Consider the following 16890-nt stretch of genomic DNA (forward strand, 5'->3'; position numbering starts at 1 on the left):
CGCTCGGATGCAACCATGAACGTACATCACATGCATATGGTGCAAGCTCAGTTCAGCCAATGGGATCTGCTGTAAGTTCGCGCCGCAGCGAAGGGCGAACAGCGGCCCCCGCGTGCCGGACAGAGCCGCGCAGAAGGCAGGGTGAGCGAGATGACCGACGAGACGACGCAGTACAGAGCACGTCCTCGCGACGCGGAGGGCGCCGGCGACACAAGCCAAGCGGTCGATGCCGCCGGGCTGCGCAAGGTCCTGGTGGCCGCGGGGCTCGGCCACTTCGTCGAGTGGTTCGACTTCGGTATCTACGGCACCCTCGCGGTGATCCTGGCCCACCACTTCTTCCCCTCGGGCGATCCGCAGGTCGAGCTCCTCTCCACCTTCGCCGTGTTCGGCGCCGGATTCGTCATGCGTCCGCTCGGCGGCCTGTTCTTCGGTTCGCTCGGCGACCGGATAGGACGCCAGCGCACTCTGGCGATCGTCCTCCTCGCCACCTCGGCCTCCACGCTCGCGATGGGCCTGCTGCCCGTACACGCGACGGTGGGCGCGCTCGCCCCCGCACTGCTCGTCCTGTGCCGGATCCTCCAGGGGTTCGCGGCGGGCGGCGAGAGCGCCGGCGCGACCACGCTGCTCGCCGAGTACGCCCCCGAACGCCGGCGCGGCTTCGTCACCTCCTGGATCGACGCCTCCGGCTTCGCCGCGTTCGTCGCGGGCTCCGGCATCGTGCTGCTGCTGTCGGCCGCGCTGCCCGGTGACGCGATGGACGACTGGGGCTGGCGGCTGCCGTTCCTGCTGGCCGCGCCGCTCGGCATCGCCGGTGTGTATCTGCGTACGCGCCTGGAGGACAGCCCTGAGTTCCGCAAGCTCAAGAGCGAGGGCAACCAGTCCCGTTCACCACTGCGGGAGAGCTTCGCCACCGCCCGCACGGCGATGCTGCTGTGCACCGGGTTCATGCTCGTCAAGGCCGTCGGCCACTGGGCGCTGCAGACCTTCATGCCGGGTTATCTGCAGACCACGCTGGAGTTCAGCCGCGTCCAGGCCTTCGCCGTCACCACCGCGGGTCTGTTCGTGGTGGCCGTCGCGGTGCCGTTCATGGGCGCGCTCTCGGACCGGATCGGCCGCAAGCCGCTGCTGATCGCGGGCTGCGCCGGGTTCGTGCTGCTGTCCTGGCCGGCGTTCTGGCTGCTCAGCGTCGGCAACGCGCCACTCGCCGCGATAGCCGTGATCGTGCTCGGCCTGTGCATCGCCGCCTTCGACGGCGCCATCTCCGCGGCGCTCGCCGAACTCTTCCCCACCCGCGTGCGCTACGGCGCCATGGCCGTCTCCTACAACATCGCCACGGCCCTCTTCGGCGGCATGACCCCGTACTTCGCGACCTGGCTGATCGGCGCCAGCGGGTACGACCTCTCCCCCGCCTTCTACCTGATGGTCGTCGCCCTCGTCTCCGGCACCGTCGTGCTGCGGGCCCGCGAGACCGCGCCGCTGCGGCCCGCCGCCTGACGCTCCCACCACGTCCCCGAAGGAGTCACCCATGCGAAACGTCGGCGCCCGCGCGTTCACCACGTCTGCCGCGGCCCTCACCGCCGCGGTCACTTTCACCGCGACCGCCCAGGCCACCACCGCGACGACCGTGGTGGAGAAGGTCCCGTACACCATGGACTCGTCGAACCAGGCGGCCTGGTGGACCCCGGCGGCCACCTACAAGGGCAACGGCGAGTACACGTACTTCGCGTTCAACGAGCCCGGCACGACCGAGTCCACGCACCGTCCGGCCGTCGCCCGCCGCGCCCCGGACGGCACCTGGAGCCGGTTCCCGCTGCTCAGGAGTGACGGAACGCAGGCCGAGTTCACCGACGACAACGGCCACAACCAGCCCTCCGTCGCCCGCGACGGCAGCGGCCGGCTGCATGTCTTTACATCCATGCACTGCGACACATGGCGCTACTTCCGCTCCGACGCCGCCGGCGGCTCCCTGACCGATCACGCCGACGAGCTGCCCGACCAGGGCGCCGGCATCACCTACCCCGTGCTGACGACCGCCCCCGACGGCGACCTGTACCTGGCCGCTCGGGTGGGCTGCGCCGCGGACCAGCGCCCCGGCAAGCTCTACCACTGGGACAACGCCACCGCGACGTGGAGCGTGGTCGCCACCTTCGGTTCCGCCCTGAACCGTGCCGTCTACCCCGACGACCTCCAGGTCGACGCCGCCGGCCGCATCCATCTCCTGTACGAGTGGTCCAAGGCCCCCGCGTCCGCCTTCCGCCACCAGCTCTCCTACCTCCGCTACGACCCGGCCACCGGGGAGTTCACGGACCATACCGGTGCCGCCGTCACCGTGCCCACGACCCCCGACACCTCGGACGTCCTCCAGAGCCTGACCACCGGCGAGGAGTGGAGCACCGACAACGCCGGGTACACCGGGCCCGCGGTGCAGGGCGCCAAACTGACCCTCGACGGCTCGACGCCCAAGGTCGCCTTCCGCTACCGCTCGGCCGACAGCGCGGGCGACTTCCGCGTGTACTACGCGTACCCGAGCGGCGGCCGCTGGGCGCGGCAGACCGTGTACGCGGGCGGCCAGACCACCGCCGCCATCGGCATCACCTGGGACGGGACGGAGGGCAAGCGCGTCTACTACGTGACCGCCGCGGGAGTGGACCGCGTCTTCGCGGCGACCGAGGCCGGCGGCACCTGGACGCCGGCCTCGGTCACGCCGGGCCTGACTGCGGACCGACTCGCGGTGCAGCGGGACGCGGACGGGCAGGACGTGCTCTATCTGCCGGACACCGCACACGACTCCCTCTACTACGCCCGCCGTTGAGGTCGGGGCCGGTCCGGGGCGGCGTGTTCACGGCACGCCGCCCCGCCGTCCAGCGGGCTCGCGCTCTCGCGGGCCGGGCCGCCTCAGGTCGCAGGCCTGCTCGCCAGATACTCCTCCAGGCCCTCGTCCGTGAGCGGGTAGTAGTCGGACAGGCGCCCGCCCTCGTCGAGTCGGCGGCGTGCGAACGCCTCGCGGTCCTGGTGCAGCAGCGCGTCGTCGGCCAGCGCAATCGCGCTGTGCTGCGGCACCACGACCGCGCCGTCCTCGTCGGCCACGATGAGATCGCCCGGGGTGACCAGCGTCCCGCCCACCCCGACCGGCACATTGAACGCGGAGGGGAACAGCTCCGTCTGCGAGGCGTAGTGCGGTGTGACGCCCGTGCACCAGATCGGCACACCGAGGGCCCTGACCCGGGCCGCGTCCCGCACCCGCCCGTCGACCACGATGCCCGCGCCGCCTCGCAGCTTGAAGTAGCGCACCAGCATGTCGCCGAGGCAGCCGGTGAAGTGGCTGCCGTGGGCCGACACCACCAGCACGTCGCCCGGCCGGATGGACTCCAGCACGCCCCACAGCGCGGTGTCGCGCTCGGCGTCCTCCTGCTCCGCCCCGTTGAACACGTCCTCCCGGCGCGGCAGGAACTGCAGGGTCACGGCGCCGCCGGTGACCTTGACGTCCGGCTCCCGGTGCAGCGGCACGGGGCCGTCGATGAACGTCCGGGTGATGCCCATCTGATGTAGCTTCGCGCAGGCCGTCGCCGCGCTCACGTCCTCGAGCGCCTCCACCATGCGCGCGGTCGGCCGTGCGAAGGACGCGGTGTGCACCGGCGCCCTCATCGACTCGTAGATCCGGGTCTCCCCCGTCGACGGCGTTCCTCGATCCCTGCTCGGGTTCATTCACTTGCCTCTCCGCGCGCTCCCCGCACGCAACGCCAGTGACAGCATCGCCTATCGATGGTAGATAACAGCCACTCGATTAGTGATGTCAATGTCATCAGGAGTCCTCTGTGCCCTCCCTTCCGCCCTCGCCCTCCGTACCCCTCGCACCCGCCGACTGGTTCGAGGCCGCACGCTTCGGGCTGTTCGTCCACTTCGGCCTCTACAGCCTCGCGGCGCGGCACGAGTGGGTGCGCAGCCGTGAGGCCATGTCCCAGCAGGCGTACGACCGTTACCTCGAGCACTTCGACCCGGACCTCTTCGACGCCCGGCAGCTGGCGCGTGCAGCGCGCAGGGCGGGGATGCGCTACGCCGTACTGACCGCGAAGCACCACGACGGCTTCTGCCTCTTCGACTCGGCACACACCGACTACACGTCGGCGCGTGCGGCGGGCCGGGACCTGGTGGCCGAGTTCGGCGACGCGATGCGCGCCGAGGGGCTGCGCGTCGGCCTGTACTACTCGCTTCTGGACTGGCACCACCCGGACTTCCCCGTGGACCAGCACCATCCGCTGCGCGGCACCGGAGCCGCCGGCGATCCGCGGGACCTGGCGCGCTACCGGTCGTATCTGCGGTCACAGGTACGGGAGTTGCTCACCGGGTACGGACCCGTCGACCTGCTCTTCTTCGACTTCTCGTATCCCGGGATGGGCCCCGAGGAGTGGGGTGCGCGCGAACTGCTGGCCATGGTCCGCACGTTGGCGCCCGGCGTTCTCGTCAACGACCGGCTCGGCACCCCCGGCGACTACGTGACGCCCGAGCAGTACCAGCCCGACCGCCCCGTGAAGCGGGACGGCGTCCCGGTGATGTGGGAGGCCTGCCACACCCTCAACGGCTCCTGGGGCTACGACCGCGACAACCACGACCACAAGGACCCCGCGCTGCTGGTGCGGATGCTGGTGGAGTCGGTCGCGTGCGGCGGCAATCTGCTGCTCAACGTCGGGCCCACCGGCCGTGGCGCGCTGGATCCGCGGGCGCTGGACACCCTGCGGGCGATCGGCGAGTGGACCCGGCTGCACGGGCGGGCGGTGCACGGCGCGGGACCGAGCCCGTACCAGGCACCCGCGAACGCCCTCTACACGCAGTCAGGGCGCCGCCTCTACCTGCATCTGCTCGCCTGGCCGCTGCGCCACGTCCATCTGCCCGGGCTCGCCGGCCGGGTGCGCTACGCCCAACTCCTGCACGACGGCTCGGAGATCGGCTTCCAGGAGATCGACGGGGCGCGGCACGAGCACAACAACCTGGCTCCTCCGGGCCGGCCGACGGGCACGCTCACCCTGACGCTCCCGGTGGCGCGGCCCGATGTGCTGCTGCCGGTGGTCGAACTGTTCCTCGACGAGGACCAGGGAAAGCGGTTGTGGCAGCACTCTTGAACATGCGAGGGCGCCCCCCATAGCATCAGTAATCGATAGACGATTACTGGGCTCGCCCGGCAGCCGCATCCCACATCCCGCGCCCCCCTTCCTTCGGTCCCCTCGTGTAGCTCGCCACGAGCTCCGCCCGGACATCAGCCATCGATTATTCACGACTACGCAATGGAGCGTGTCCCATGAGAGCAATGTCGCGCCGGACCTGTGCGCTCGCCGTGGCTCCGCTGGTGATGGCGTCCGCCGTCGCCTGCGGCAGCGGGTCCGGCCAGGCCGCGGAGGGCACGACCCTCCGCGTCATCGTGAACATCACGCCGAACCTGACGGAGAAGTACTGGAACGACCTCTTCGCGAGGTACGAGAAGGCGCACCCCGGCGTGACGGTCAAGCTCGAACTGACCGGCACGGTCGCGGCGGACGCGAAGCTGCGCCAGGACCTGGCCGCCGGCGATCCGCCGGACGTCGCGCAGCAGATCACGCCGACGGCCGAGACCGCGCAGCTCTTCGCCGACCTGTCCGACCAGTCCTGGACCGTGAAGACGCCGCTGGCCGACCAGTACGCGATCGGCGGCAAGCGCTACGTGGCCGGTGTGGGCGAGCAGATCCAGTCGCTCGTCTTCTACAACAAGGCCGCCTTCAAGAAGGCGGGGGTGGACGCCGGTGCGATCCGGACCATGAAGCAGCTCACTGCGGCCATGGGCGAGTTGAAGGACTCCGGCTACAAGCCCTTGCAGACCGCCGGGCAGTGGGTCACCGGGGGACAGTTCTCGATGATGGCCGACGCGGGCGTGCTCACCGCCGACCCGAAGTGGACGGCCGAGCGCAACAAGGGCAAGGGATCCTTCGCCGACAGCGGCTATCTGCCCTATCTCCAGTACTACAAGGGCTGGATCGACGAGGGCTACCTCGACAAGAGCGCGCTCGGCCTCACCTACGCAGACGGCCAGACGGCGTTCCTGAACGGCAAGTCGGCGATGTACATCATGGGGTCGTTCTTCGTGCCCGCCGCGGACGCCGCGAAGAAGAGCGACGACATCGGCGTGTTCACGATGCCGACCGACGGGGCGTACCCGTCGGGCCAGTTCGGCAACATCTCCAACCCGTACGTCGTGGTGAACAAGTCGCGCCACAAGGCCGAGGCCATTTCGTTCGTCAAGTGGGCGACCACCGACCCGGAGGCCATCAGGAGCCAGCTCGCCTCCGACGGAAATCTGCGCGGCGGCTTCACGTACCCGATGTCGGCCCTGGGGACGTCGGTTCAGAAGATCCTGGACAAGGCTCCGTCGGTGATCGTGAAGTCCGGTGCGAACCAGCCGGTCGCCGGGTTCAGCGACGAGCTCAACAAGCAGATCCAGTCCCTGTACACGGGCGCCTCCGCCAAGGCCGTCGCCGACGGATTGGACAAGTGGTGGAACTCGCAGATCTGAGCGGGGCCCAGCGGCGCGGGAGGCGCCGGGCCCGGCTGCGGGAGACGGCCGTCTCCTTCGGGATGATGGGCCCGGCCGTCCTGCTCTACACGGTGATGACGGTCGTGCCGGTCGGGGTCGCCGGGTATCTCAGCCTCAGCGACTGGGACGGGTTCTCGACGGCCGCGTTCATCGGGCTCGACAACTACAAGCACCTTTTCGACGACCCGAGTTCCACGGATGCCTGGTACGTCACGGCACTCGTCGCGACGGTCGGAACGGTGATGATGGTGGGCCTCGGGCTCGTGTACGCGCTCGCGCTCAAGGCCAAGTCGCGCGCAAACTCCTTCTTCCGGGCCGTCGCCTACTTCCCCCACGTGATCAGCGCGCTGATCCTCGGCTACCTGTGGGCGGCGATCCTCGGCACGAACGGCGCGATCAACAACACCCTCGCAAAGTTCGGCATCGCGCCGGTCGGCTTCCTCTTCGACGAGAAGTTCGCGCTGATCTCGCTGATCGCCGTCATCGTGTGGGCCGGATTCGGCTTCAACGTCGTCCTGTTCGTGGCGGCACTGCAGACCGTACCGGCCGAGCTGCTCGAGGCGGCCGCGATCGACGGGGCGAGCAGGCGGCAGACCGACCTGCGGGTGGTCATCCCGATGATCGCGCCCGTGGTGACTATGGCGACGGTGCTGAACCTGGTGGGGCTCATCCGCGCGTACGACATCGTGGTGAGCCTGACCGGTGGCGGTCCGGCCGGGTCCACACAGACGTTCACGTATCTCATTCTCGCCCGGTCCTTCGAGGGCACCAAGGTCGGCTACGCGACCGCGCAGGCGGTGTTCCTGATGGTGGTGTCCGCCGTGCTCGCCCTCCTCGTGACGGCGCTGCGCAATCGTCAGGACCAGGCCGCGACAGGTGGTTGAGGAGCCGGTGGTGGTGGTAGTAGAGGCCAAGCCCGACGTCAGGACGACGACCGGGCCGGCGCACAGCGCCGACGGCAAGCGCGGCGCCGGGCGCAAGGAGGCGCGCTCGCCCGTGCGTTGGGTACTGCTCGGTGGGCTGTTCGTCGTGATGACAGTGCCGATCTATCTGCTCGTCGTGAACGCTTTCAAGTCGCAGCAGGACATCCTCGACAACCCGTTCTCGATCCCGCTCCGCAAGCTGACCTTCGCGCACATGTCGGCGGCGATCAGCAGCCAGCAGTACAACGTGATCGGCGGGTACGGCTTCACGCTGTTCCTCGTCGTGGCCGTGGACGTGCTGTGCGTCCTGCTTGCGGGCCCGGCGGCGTACGTGATCGCGCGCAGCCTCAAGCGGCGTACGCAGCTGGTGCTGCTGTACTTCCTGGCCGGGACGTTCATCCCGGGTGCCGCGTTGATCATTCCGGTGATCTACGTGCTGCGCGAGGTCGGCCTGGCCAACACGGTGACCGGTCTGGTCGCGCACGACGTGGCGTCCACGCTGCCGGTGAGCGTCTTCTTGTTCGTGGGGTTCATCCGCACCATCCCGGTGGACATCGACCATGCGGCGACGATCGACGGCGCGGGCCGCTACCGGACGTTCTGGACCGTCGTCTTCCCCCTGATGCGTCCGGCGGTCGTCACGGTCCTGATCCTCAACTCGATCGGGATCTGGAACGACTTCGTCTCCCCGCAGATCCTGCTCAGCCCGTCCTCCGGGCACTACACGGTGACGACGGCGATCTACGCCGGCATCAGCCAGTACTCGACGGACCTCACGAAGGTTTTCCCCAACCTTCTGCTCGCCATCGCGCCGGTAGTCGTCTTCTTCATCTACATGCAGCGCCACATCATCAGTGGGCTCACGGTGGGTGCCGTGAAGGGCTGACCTCCGCGTTGTCCGTCGACCTCAGAAGAAAGGATCACGGAGTGTCCAGGAGATGGAGACATCTGTCCGCGGCCGCCCTGCTCACTGCGCTGACAGTGGTCGTGGCCGGTCATCCGGCGGCGGCCCATCCGCCCAGGTCCCAGGCGGGCCGGACCTACTACGTCGGCCCGTACGGCGACGATGCCAACGCCGGCACCGACGCCACGTACCCCTTCCGGCACATCCAGAAGTGCGCGGACATCATGGTGCCCGGCGACACGTGCGAGATCGTCGCGGGCTCGTACGAGGAGACTGTGGTCCCGGCCCGGTCCGGCACCGCCGAGCTGCCGATCACGTACAAGGCCGCGGTGGGCGCCGACGTCACGGTGAACGGGGCCTCGCGGTTGACCGGCTTCGACCCGGTCACCGCAGCCGACGTCACCGGGATCGCTAAGAGTGATCCGTACGCCGCCGGCTCGCAGTTCAGCGACGCGGTGGCGGCCGGGCACATCTACAGCACCGACGTGGACCTCGGCTCGGACGTGTCGACGGTCCAGGTGTTCACCGACAAGAAGATGGACATAGAGGCCCAATGGCCTTATCCAGGACTGGACTTGCTGGGACCCACGCTTCAGTACGCCGGTGCGGGCAGTGCGAACGCCACGATCTCCGACGCGGCCCTGACCCGCCCCGCGGGGTACTGGGACGGCGCACGTGCCCTCACCGGCTACTGGTACATCTCGGCCACCGGCACCGTGAAGAGTTCGGCGGTCGGCTCGGTGACCCTCGACGTGGCGCCGCCGTGCGTCCACAAGGTCGTACCGAACGAGACCCGGTACTCCCTCTCCGGGAGGATCGGTGAACTCGCACACCCTGGCGAGTGGTTCTACGACCCGACGGTCAGGAAGCTGTACGTGTACGGGGACGACGACCCGGACAGCCACCGGGTGGAGGCCAAGCGGCGCACCCTGGGCTTCGACCTGACGAACACCAGCCACACGAAGGTGTCGGGCATCAAGCTCTTCGCCACGACCGTGCAGACGGGCGCGACGAGCACGGGCGTGACACTGGACGGCATCAAGGGCCAGTACCTGTCGCACTACACGGACATCACGCGCGGTGCGACGGACTGCGGCACGACGGTGACGCGGGGCGTCGCGGACACGGGCCTGATCATCAACGGCACCCACAACAGGGTGATCAACAGTGATCTGTCGCTGAGCGCGGGCAACGGCATCGCGCTGCGCGGCCAGAACAATACGGCCACCGACAACGTGATCCACGATGTCGACTACATGGGCACGTACGCGGCCGGCATCGCCGTGCAAGGCAACAGCCAGACGGTCACCCACAACACGATCTCGCGGGTCGGCCGCAGCGGCATCAACCTGCAGTGGAACACCATGGAGGGGCTCGAACCCGGCAAGGACGTGATCGCGTACAACGACATCTCGGGGTACGCGCGGCTCAGCCTCGACGTCGCCGCGATCTACACCTGCTGCAGCGCGTACATGATGGGCTCGTCCGTCGACCACAACGTGCTGCACGACCCGGATCCGAGCACCGAGTCGTCGACGTTCGGCATCTCGGGCATCTACGCCGACAACGGGCAGAGCGACCTGGTCATCGCGAACAACGTGGGCTGGGGCAACCGCGAGGGCACGGTGATGCTCAACGGGCTCGGGACCGGGTCGCATGACAACCTGGTAGCCAACAACACCGGCGGGATGACCCTCTTCTACGTCAAGGAGCCGGGGCAGTCGACCGGCACGAAGATATACAACAACATCGGGACGATCCGGGGGCTGAGCGGCGCGACCGACGGGGGGCTCGTGCTGTCCGACAACCTGCCCCCGGACGTCGATCCGCTGTTCGTCGACGCGGCGGCGTACGACTACCGGCTGTCGGCCGACTCCCCGGCACGCAACGCGGCGATCGCACTGCCCGGCATCAACGACGGATCGACCGATCCGGTGCCGAGCCTGGGCGCGTACCAGTACGGGGCGCCCCGGTGGACCGCGGGAGCCCGCGGTTAGCCCGACCACAAGGCCGAGGCCCGAGCCGGGATGTGCGGCTCGGGCCTCGGTTGTCATGCTGTCGGGGGTCAGGGCTTCTTGGCCGCGGCCTTCCGCGGCTTCTTCGCCGCCCCGGCCGCCCTGGGCGCCCTCTTCGTGCGGGCGTCCGGGACCGGACCGCGGCCGGCGGCGTGGTCGGCGAACGCCGCGGCCGCCTTCCCGGCGTCGCCGGAACGCAGCAGTTCGACCAGGCGGCCGTGCTCGTCGGCCATCGCGCTCCAGTCGCCCTGGAAGAGCGGGTCCGAGATGGCGCGCAGGGTCCGCAGGCTGGGCTCGATGACCTCCCACATGCGGGCCAGGAACGGGTTGCCCGCGATCTGGCTGACCAGCGTGTGGAACTCGATGTCGGCGTCCCGGAACCGGCTCACGTCGTGCGCCGCGACCGCGGCGTGCATCCGGTCCACCAGCGCGTCGAGCTCACGCAGATGGTCGTCGGTGAGGTGCTCGGTGGCGAGCTGGGCGGCCAGCCGCTCCAGCGGTTCGCGCACCTGGCGGGCGTACTCGGCGTCCTGCGAGGAGATCTCGACGACGAAGTGCCCGCGGCGCGGGACGTGCATGAGCAGGCCCTCGCGGGCGAGCCGCTTGACCGCCTCGCGCACCGGGGCCTGGCTCACGCCGAGGCGCCGCGCGATCTCCGACTCGACCACGCGCTCGTTCGGCGCGAGGTCGCCGTCCACGACGGCCTGGCGCAGCAGGTCGTACACCTGGTCGGAGATCAGGGTCTTGCGGAAGCGGTCCTTGTTGGTGACCAGCGTGGAGACGAATCCAGCCGACGCATTCGATGCCATGAGTTCCCAATCGTGCGACGGGGCGAGCCAGTTGTGCCATGATACGCGCTCATCGTCTATCGATGGTGTCCGCCAGCCGCTTCGCGAGCCAGTCCAGCTTGACGACCTCGTGGGCTGGGCCGCCGCCTTCGTGGTCGTTGAAGGGGTACGCGCGGATCTGCTTGTCCGCTTGGGCCGGAACGCGCTCGGCACTGTAGTGGTTGAAGGCCGCGTACACGGTGGACGGCGGGCAGATGTGGTCCATCAGGCCGGCCGAGAACAGGGCCGGCGCGGTGGCCCTGCGGGCCAGGCTGACGCCGTCGAAGTAGGCCATCGTGCGGGCGACCGTGGCCGCATGCTCCCGGTGCAGTTTCACGAACTGCGCGACCTCGACGTACGGCGGGCGGTCGGTGAGCGTGGTGGCGCGCGGGAAGTGGCACAGGAACGGCACGTCCGGCATGACGCCGACGAGGTCGGGCACCAAGCCCGCCGCGGCGAGCGCGATGCCGCCGCCCTGGCTGGTGCCGGTGACGACGACGCGCGCCGGGTCGACGGCGGGGTGGGTGCGCACGGCGGCAACGGCGCGGACCGCGTCGGTGTAGAGGCGCCGGTAGTAGTAGCGGTGCGGGTCGAGGACACCGCGGGTGAGGAAGCCGGGGGCCGCTATGTCGCCGGTGGCCGGGTCGGGGTCGGGGGTCTCGGCTCCCTGGCCGCGGGTGTCCATGACGAAGTGGGCGTATCCGGCGCAGGCCCACAGCCGCTTCTCGTGCGGGGCGCCCCGGCCGCTGCCGTACCCCAGGTACTCCACGACGGCGGGCAGCGGGCCGGTGCGGGTCACCGGCAGGTGCAGCCAGCCGCGCACCGGATGCCCGCCGTATCCGGCGAAGGTCACGTCGAAGGTGTCGATCGTGGCCAGCCCGTTGTGGACGGGGTCGAACGTGGCGGCGGTGGCGAACTGCTCGTGCTCGGCGAGGGTGCCCTGCCAGAACCCGTCGAAGTCGGCGGGCTCCGGCAAGTCGGGGTGGTATCTCTCGAGCTCGTCCAGGGGCAGGTCGAAGAAAGCCATGGAGCGTCTCCGCGGAGTCGGGGCCGGCCGGGCCGGGCCGGAGCAGTCGGTCATCGCCTATCGATCATCGAGGGAATCGAAGCAGGGTGCTTCGCGGCGTGTCAACCACGCAGCCCGTACACCCGCACGGCGTTCGTGTGCAGGACGTCCTCCCGCTGCCGCGCCGTGAGGTGGGCGAGGCCGAGCCGTGACAGGGCCAGCGAGTCGGCGCGGCTCCCGCGGGGCAGGCAGATCGGCCAGTCGGATCCGATCAGGCAGCGCTGCGGGCCGACGGTGTCCACGACGCGGCGGACCAGGGCCGCGACCCGTTCGTGCGGGACGCCGTGCTGCTGGGTCAGCAGGCCGGAGATCTTCACGACGACGTTCGGCGCCGCGGCGGCCCCGTCGAGGTCCGCGTACCACTCCCCCGGGTCCGTGCGCAGGTTCGGCAGGTTGCCGAGGTGGTCGACGACGACGGTGAGCGCCGGATGCCGGGCGGCCACGTCGGCGGCGGTGCGCAACGCACCTGTCAGGAGGTTGAGTTCGAGGACGACACCGGCGTCGGCGAGGACGGGGAGCAGGGCGCGGGCGTTTGCGGGGGTGTCCGTCCAGCGCGGCCCGCCGAGCCGCATCCCGTTGGGGCGCGGCTCGCCCGGCTCCAGCAGGGCGCGCAGCCGGTGCGGGCCGGCGTCGGCGTGGGCGTGCAGGTTCGCGACGTGTCCCGCAACGAGGTCCGGCCGCAGCAGCCGCGCCTCGCGCAGGGCGCGTGTCTCGCCGGCGTCGCCCCGGGAGGCCTCGACGAGGATCGCCCCGGACAGGTCCAGGTCCGTCCCCGAGGCGGCCAGGTCGTCCGTGCTGAAGGTCCGGTGGTGGTCGCTGTCGCGGCGGATCCAGGGGAATCCCAGGGCCGGGTCCCACAGGTGGACATGGCAGTCGATCACGGTCGGCAGCCTCCTCGGGGGCCGTTCCGGAGTGGCTCCGGAGTATTGACACGTCGGCTGGCGCCAGTGAGTCTAACCATCGGCTATCGATGGGCGATTGCGAGGGGTGGGTGCACGTGAGGCACGGGACCGAGCAGAGCGGCGCTGGCGGACACAGTGGAAGCGGTGCGTCGATGAGGGCCGCGGCCGGGCCCTGCCCGCGCCTGCAAGCTGACCGCCCCATCGCGGACGTCCCCCGATGGGCCACGCTGGAGCGGGAGTTGTTCGCGCTCCAGGACAAGGCGTGGCGGGTGTTCGCCGACCGGTACACCGAGGGCGACGGACGCCTCGTGTTCCGCGACACGCTGGGCCAGGGCCTGGACGGCCGCGACGGCGTGGACGACTTCTACGAGCCCTTCTTCAACTGGCCGACGCTGTACGTCCTCGGCGGCAGCACGGAGCTGCTGGCCGCGGCGCGCCGCCACTGGCACGGGGTGAGCGCGCAGCTCACCGAGATGGGCATGCTGCAAGGAGGCCTGGAGCGCGGCTACGACTGGTTCCACCAGGGCGAGGGGCTGCTGCTGTTCTACGGGCTGTGCCTGGCCGATCCGGGCGATGCCCAACTGCGCGAACTGGCCCGCGCCTTCGCCGACTTCTACCTTCCGGGCGGCCCGAACTACGACACTGAGCACCGGGTGATCCGGGCGCCGCACAACGGGTCGGCGGGCCCCCGTTGGGGGTTCAGCGACGAGGACGCGTACTTCCCGTGGAGCCTCGCTCTGCGCCCCTACGGCCTGCCGCTCGACGGGATGCCGGACGTGACGTCCTTCGACGAGCTGGCGGCGTCCCCCGAGCGGGCCCGCGCCTACGGCCGTGCGATGTGGGACCGGATGGGCCGCGGCGACACGATCGTGAACCTGGCGGCGACCGGGCTCGCCACCAACGCCTTTCTGCTCGGCGGCGGTCCGCACTACGCGGACTGGGTGGCCGAGTACGCCGGCGTCTGGCTCGAGCGGCTCGCCGGGCACGACGCCGTACCGGACAACGCCGGGCTGAGCGGGCAGGTCGGCGAGTACCTGGACGGCCGGTGGTACGGCGGGCACTACGGATGGTCGTGGCCGCACGGGCTGTCCCCGGTCGCCAGCGGCACCCTGGTCGGCGCGTCCAACGCCACTCTGCTGACCGGCGACGCGGCCTACCTGGACCTGGCCCGCAACCCGCTGGACGCGGTGCTGCGCCGAGCCGAGCATCGCGGCGCGGACGAGCGGGGCACGCTCGGCGAACGCTGGGACCCCCATCTTGCGGCGATGACCGCCGACCGCACCCTGATGGTCCCGCAGCGCCACAACGACTCCGGCTGGTTCGACTTCACCGTCATGCCGGGGCAACTCCCGCTGTCCCTGTGGCACTTCAGTCGGGCGGAGGCGGACCGGGAGCGGATCGAGGCGCTGCGGGCCGGCTCGCGCTGGGACTGGACGACGGTGCACACCCAGCGCATCAAGGACGAGGCGGGGCACGAGGAGCCCTGGTACGAGTTCCTGCAGGGCCGCAATCCGGACTTCCCCGAACGGATGCTGCGCAGCGCGCTCGCCTCGTGCCAGGAGCGGCTCGACGCCATCGCCGGGGACCCGGTGGACCCGGCCGTCGGGCCGGACGTCCTCGGCATCCACCACTGGCAGCACCTCAATCCGGTGCTGACCGAGGCACTGCTGCAGCTGACCACCGGCTCTCCGCAGGTCCTCTACAACGGCGGACTCGCCCACCTTCATCTGCGCTACCACGACGCCGAGGAACGGCGCCCGGGGCTGCCGCCGGATGTCGCCGCGCTCGTCACGGACATCCGTCCGGACCACACGGTCGCGGAGCTGGTCAACCTGGGCGACGCGGCGCGCTCGGTGGTCGTGCAGGCGGGCTCCTTCGCCGAACACGTCGTACACACCGTCCGCGTCGACGACGGGCCCGCGCACAAGGTGGACGGCCCGTACTGCCGTGTGGAACTGCCCGGCCGCACGCGGGTGCGGCTGACGCTGACCATGACCCTGCGGGCCGGCCGGCCCGCGTACAATTCCCCCTGGCAGGAGGCGCGATGACCGCGTCCACGACCGGCCGGGCCGCGTCCCGGACGCCCTTCGCCCTCCCCCGCATCGGCATCGGGACCGCGCCGCTGGGCGGGCTGTTCGAGGAGGTGTCCGAGCAGGACGCCGCCGCCACACTGCGCACCGCTGCCGAGGCAGGGATCAGCTACTTCGACACCGCGCCGCGCTACGGGCACGGCCAGGCCGAGGAGCGCCTCGGCCGGCTGCTGGCGCCGGCCGGGATCACCGAGCCGGTCATCTCCACGAAGGCCGGGTGGCTGCTGCGCCCCGGTCCCGGCGGTGCGCCGGGCGAGGTCGTCGCGGACTGGACGGAGGCCGGGATCCGCCGGTCCCTGGAGTCGAGCCTGGCCCGGCTGGGCCGGTCCTCGGTCGACGTCCTGTACCTGCACGACCCGGACGACTACCCGGAGGAGGTCAGGCGCACGGCCTATCCGACGGTGCGCAAGCTGCGTGACGAGGGGCTGGTGCGCGCGATCGGGTTCGGCATGAACCACAGCGCGCCCCTGGCCGCGTACGTGGCCGCGTTCGAGGTGGACGTCGTTCTGATCGCGGGCCGGTTCTCGCTGCTCGACCACGAGGCACTGTCGACGTTGCTGCCGCTGTGCGCGCGGACCGGGACGGCGGTGGTCGTGGGCGGCGTCTTCAACACCGGTCTGCTTGCGGACCCGTCGCCCGACGCGATGTTCAACTACCGTCCGGTTCCACGGCGGGAACTGGCTCGGGCGCAGGAGTGCCGGGCGCTGTGCGACGGGTTCGGGGTGCCCTTGTCCGCGGCCGCGGTCCAGTTCCCGTTCCTGCACCCGGCGGTCGGCTCGGTGGTCGTCGGCTGCCGCTCCGCGGCCGAGGCGAGCGCGAACGCGGCGGCTGCACGCTTCCCCGTCCCGGACGAGCTGTGGCGGCGGCTGGCCGACGCCGGGTTCGTGCCGCGGTCGCTGCTGGAGGGCTGAGGCGGGCGGAGCTCTCCCCGCCCGCTCCGGGGTCCAGCACCAACCAGCCCCAGGCATACGGCAGAACAAGCCACGTCGACTGCACACCGGAGCGGACCGGCCGCAGGCCGTCGTGTGCACGTCGACCGAGAGTGCCGTCGGGGTTCTGGAGAAGGCGCAGGAGCTCGGGCTGAGCGTCCCGCACGATCTGAAGCTCGCCGTCTTGTATCCGTCAATAGGACTCGGCGACGACGAAGCCGGCTGCCGTATCGATGTCATCCAGCAGGACGTCGAGGGAGACGCCACGCCACCGGGTGGCGAACTTGGACCAGCGGGTGACGCAGTGGATGTGCACCGTGGGTTCCTGTTGCGGCAGGTTCATCATCTCGTCCCACGTCCACGAACGCTGTCGTCCGGTCTCGTCGGTGACGGTGAAGGACCACTGTGCGGTATCCGGGTGCGGGGTCGGTCCGGCGGACAGCACGGGGAAGGACTCCGTCGGATACTGGCCGGGCGGAAGACGTCCCTCGAAGGCGTGGGTCCGGCCCCGGAATCCCGGTGAGAAGCCTGTCATCTCGCCGCTCCTCCTCCTGCTCGGTACGCGCCGGACGGCTTCGCTGCGGCCACGGCGCGGAGACCGGGGGAAACATGTGGGGTATCGGCGGCGGCCCCGGCAGCGTCGCTGGACCACCGGGCTTCGAGGGCGCCGAGCCG

Annotated in this window: 14 protein-coding genes and 1 pseudogene; 10 read left to right on the forward strand and 5 right to left on the reverse strand. The window is 70.4% G+C overall.

Annotated elements, in window-relative coordinates; genetic code table 11:
• The first annotated feature begins 150 nt into the window (after positions 1-150).
• Positions 151-1494 (forward strand): MFS transporter, encoded by a 1344-nt coding sequence (locus ACFC02_RS10825; protein WP_376355243.1) that lies wholly within the window; start codon positions 151-153, stop codon positions 1492-1494.
• Between the two features lie 31 nt (positions 1495-1525).
• Complete coding sequence (locus tag ACFC02_RS10830; RefSeq protein ID WP_376355144.1) at positions 1526-2812, forward strand: BNR-4 repeat-containing protein; 1287 nt, start codon at positions 1526-1528, stop codon at positions 2810-2812.
• A gap of 83 nt (positions 2813-2895) precedes the next feature.
• On the opposite strand, the gene ACFC02_RS10835 is transcribed toward ACFC02_RS10830, so the two are convergent.
• Entirely contained in the window at positions 2896-3705 is an 810-nt protein-coding gene (locus ACFC02_RS10835; RefSeq protein ID WP_376355146.1) for a ribonuclease activity regulator RraA, read from the reverse strand.
• A gap of 110 nt (positions 3706-3815) precedes the next feature.
• On the opposite strand from ACFC02_RS10835, the gene ACFC02_RS10840 reads away from it, so the two are divergent.
• From ACFC02_RS10840 to ACFC02_RS10860, 5 genes are all read left to right on the forward strand, one after another.
• Entirely contained in the window at positions 3816-5117 is a 1302-nt protein-coding gene (locus ACFC02_RS10840; RefSeq protein ID WP_376355148.1) for an alpha-L-fucosidase, read from the forward strand.
• Between the two features lie 176 nt (positions 5118-5293).
• Entirely contained in the window at positions 5294-6538 is a 1245-nt protein-coding gene (locus tag ACFC02_RS10845) for an ABC transporter substrate-binding protein (RefSeq protein WP_376355150.1), read from the forward strand.
• Positions 6517-7443, forward strand: coding sequence for a carbohydrate ABC transporter permease (locus ACFC02_RS10850; RefSeq protein ID WP_376355152.1), 927 nt, complete (start codon positions 6517-6519; stop codon positions 7441-7443). Before ACFC02_RS10845 ends, ACFC02_RS10850 begins: the two co-directional genes overlap by 22 nt.
• A gap of 10 nt (positions 7444-7453) precedes the next feature.
• Positions 7454-8368 carry a carbohydrate ABC transporter permease gene (locus ACFC02_RS10855; protein ID WP_376355154.1) on the forward strand — a complete coding sequence of 305 codons (915 nt, stop codon included), beginning with the start codon at positions 7454-7456 and terminating at the stop codon, positions 8366-8368.
• A 41-nt stretch (positions 8369-8409) separates the two neighbouring features.
• Entirely contained in the window at positions 8410-10383 is a 1974-nt protein-coding gene (locus ACFC02_RS10860; RefSeq protein ID WP_376355156.1) for a right-handed parallel beta-helix repeat-containing protein, read from the forward strand.
• 68 nt (positions 10384-10451) lie between these two features.
• Here the strand turns inward: ACFC02_RS10860 and ACFC02_RS10865 are convergent, their stop codons facing one another.
• The 3 genes from ACFC02_RS10865 to ACFC02_RS10875 form a co-directional block, all read right to left on the reverse strand.
• Positions 10452-11210, reverse strand: a complete 759-nt coding sequence (locus ACFC02_RS10865) for a GntR family transcriptional regulator (RefSeq protein ID WP_376355158.1) — start codon at positions 11208-11210, stop codon at positions 10452-10454.
• Positions 11211-11259: 49 nt separating this feature from the next.
• Positions 11260-12255 carry an acetylxylan esterase gene (locus ACFC02_RS10870; protein WP_376355160.1) on the reverse strand — a complete coding sequence of 332 codons (996 nt, stop codon included), beginning with the start codon at positions 12253-12255 and terminating at the stop codon, positions 11260-11262.
• Between the two features lie 101 nt (positions 12256-12356).
• Positions 12357-13175, reverse strand: coding sequence for an amidohydrolase family protein (locus ACFC02_RS10875; RefSeq protein ID WP_376355162.1), 819 nt, complete (start codon positions 13173-13175; stop codon positions 12357-12359).
• Between the two features lie 173 nt (positions 13176-13348).
• Between ACFC02_RS10875 and ACFC02_RS10880 the strand changes: the two genes are divergently transcribed.
• The 3 genes and pseudogenes from ACFC02_RS10880 to ACFC02_RS10890 all read left to right on the forward strand — a co-directional run.
• Positions 13349-15244, forward strand: a complete 1896-nt coding sequence (locus ACFC02_RS10880) for a hypothetical protein (RefSeq protein WP_376355164.1) — start codon at positions 13349-13351, stop codon at positions 15242-15244.
• A complete protein-coding gene (locus ACFC02_RS10885; protein ID WP_376355166.1) occupies positions 15241-16197 on the forward strand; it encodes an aldo/keto reductase in 957 nt (318 codons plus the stop codon). Before ACFC02_RS10880 ends, ACFC02_RS10885 begins: the two co-directional genes overlap by 4 nt.
• 79 nt (positions 16198-16276) lie before the next feature.
• Positions 16277-16384: pseudogene (locus ACFC02_RS10890) on the forward strand (substrate-binding domain-containing protein); the annotation flags it as partial.
• Positions 16385-16408: 24 nt separating this feature from the next.
• Here ACFC02_RS10890 and ACFC02_RS10895 read toward each other — a convergent pair.
• Positions 16409-16750, reverse strand: coding sequence for a molybdopterin-dependent oxidoreductase (locus tag ACFC02_RS10895; RefSeq protein ID WP_376355168.1), 342 nt, complete (start codon positions 16748-16750; stop codon positions 16409-16411).
• Between the last annotated feature and the right edge of the window lie 140 nt (positions 16751-16890).

Origin of the sequence: Streptomyces sp. NPDC056160, assembly GCF_042268205.1 — a bacterium.
Classification (GTDB): Bacteria; Actinomycetota; Actinomycetes; order Streptomycetales; family Streptomycetaceae; genus Streptomyces.

Bases quoted from the DNA above. Each gene is read 5' to 3' on its own strand.
- ACFC02_RS10825 (WP_376355243.1), top strand. From the start codon at position 151: ATGACCGACGAGACGACGCAGTACAGAGCACGTCCTCGCGACGCGGAG.
- ACFC02_RS10830 (WP_376355144.1), top strand. From the start codon at position 1,526: ATGCGAAACGTCGGCGCCCGCGCGTTCACCACGTCTGCCGCGGCCCTC.
- ACFC02_RS10835 (WP_376355146.1), bottom strand. From the start codon at position 3,705: ATGAACCCGAGCAGGGATCGAGGAACGCCGTCGACGGGGGAGACCCGG.
- ACFC02_RS10845 (WP_376355150.1), top strand. From the start codon at position 5,294: ATGAGAGCAATGTCGCGCCGGACCTGTGCGCTCGCCGTGGCTCCGCTG.
- ACFC02_RS10865 (WP_376355158.1), bottom strand. From the start codon at position 11,210: ATGGCATCGAATGCGTCGGCTGGATTCGTCTCCACGCTGGTCACCAAC.
- ACFC02_RS10870 (WP_376355160.1), bottom strand. From the start codon at position 12,255: ATGGCTTTCTTCGACCTGCCCCTGGACGAGCTCGAGAGATACCACCCC.
- ACFC02_RS10880 (WP_376355164.1), top strand. From the start codon at position 13,349: ATGAGGGCCGCGGCCGGGCCCTGCCCGCGCCTGCAAGCTGACCGCCCC.
- ACFC02_RS10885 (WP_376355166.1), top strand. From the start codon at position 15,241: ATGACCGCGTCCACGACCGGCCGGGCCGCGTCCCGGACGCCCTTCGCC.
- ACFC02_RS10895 (WP_376355168.1), bottom strand. From the start codon at position 16,750: ATGACAGGCTTCTCACCGGGATTCCGGGGCCGGACCCACGCCTTCGAG.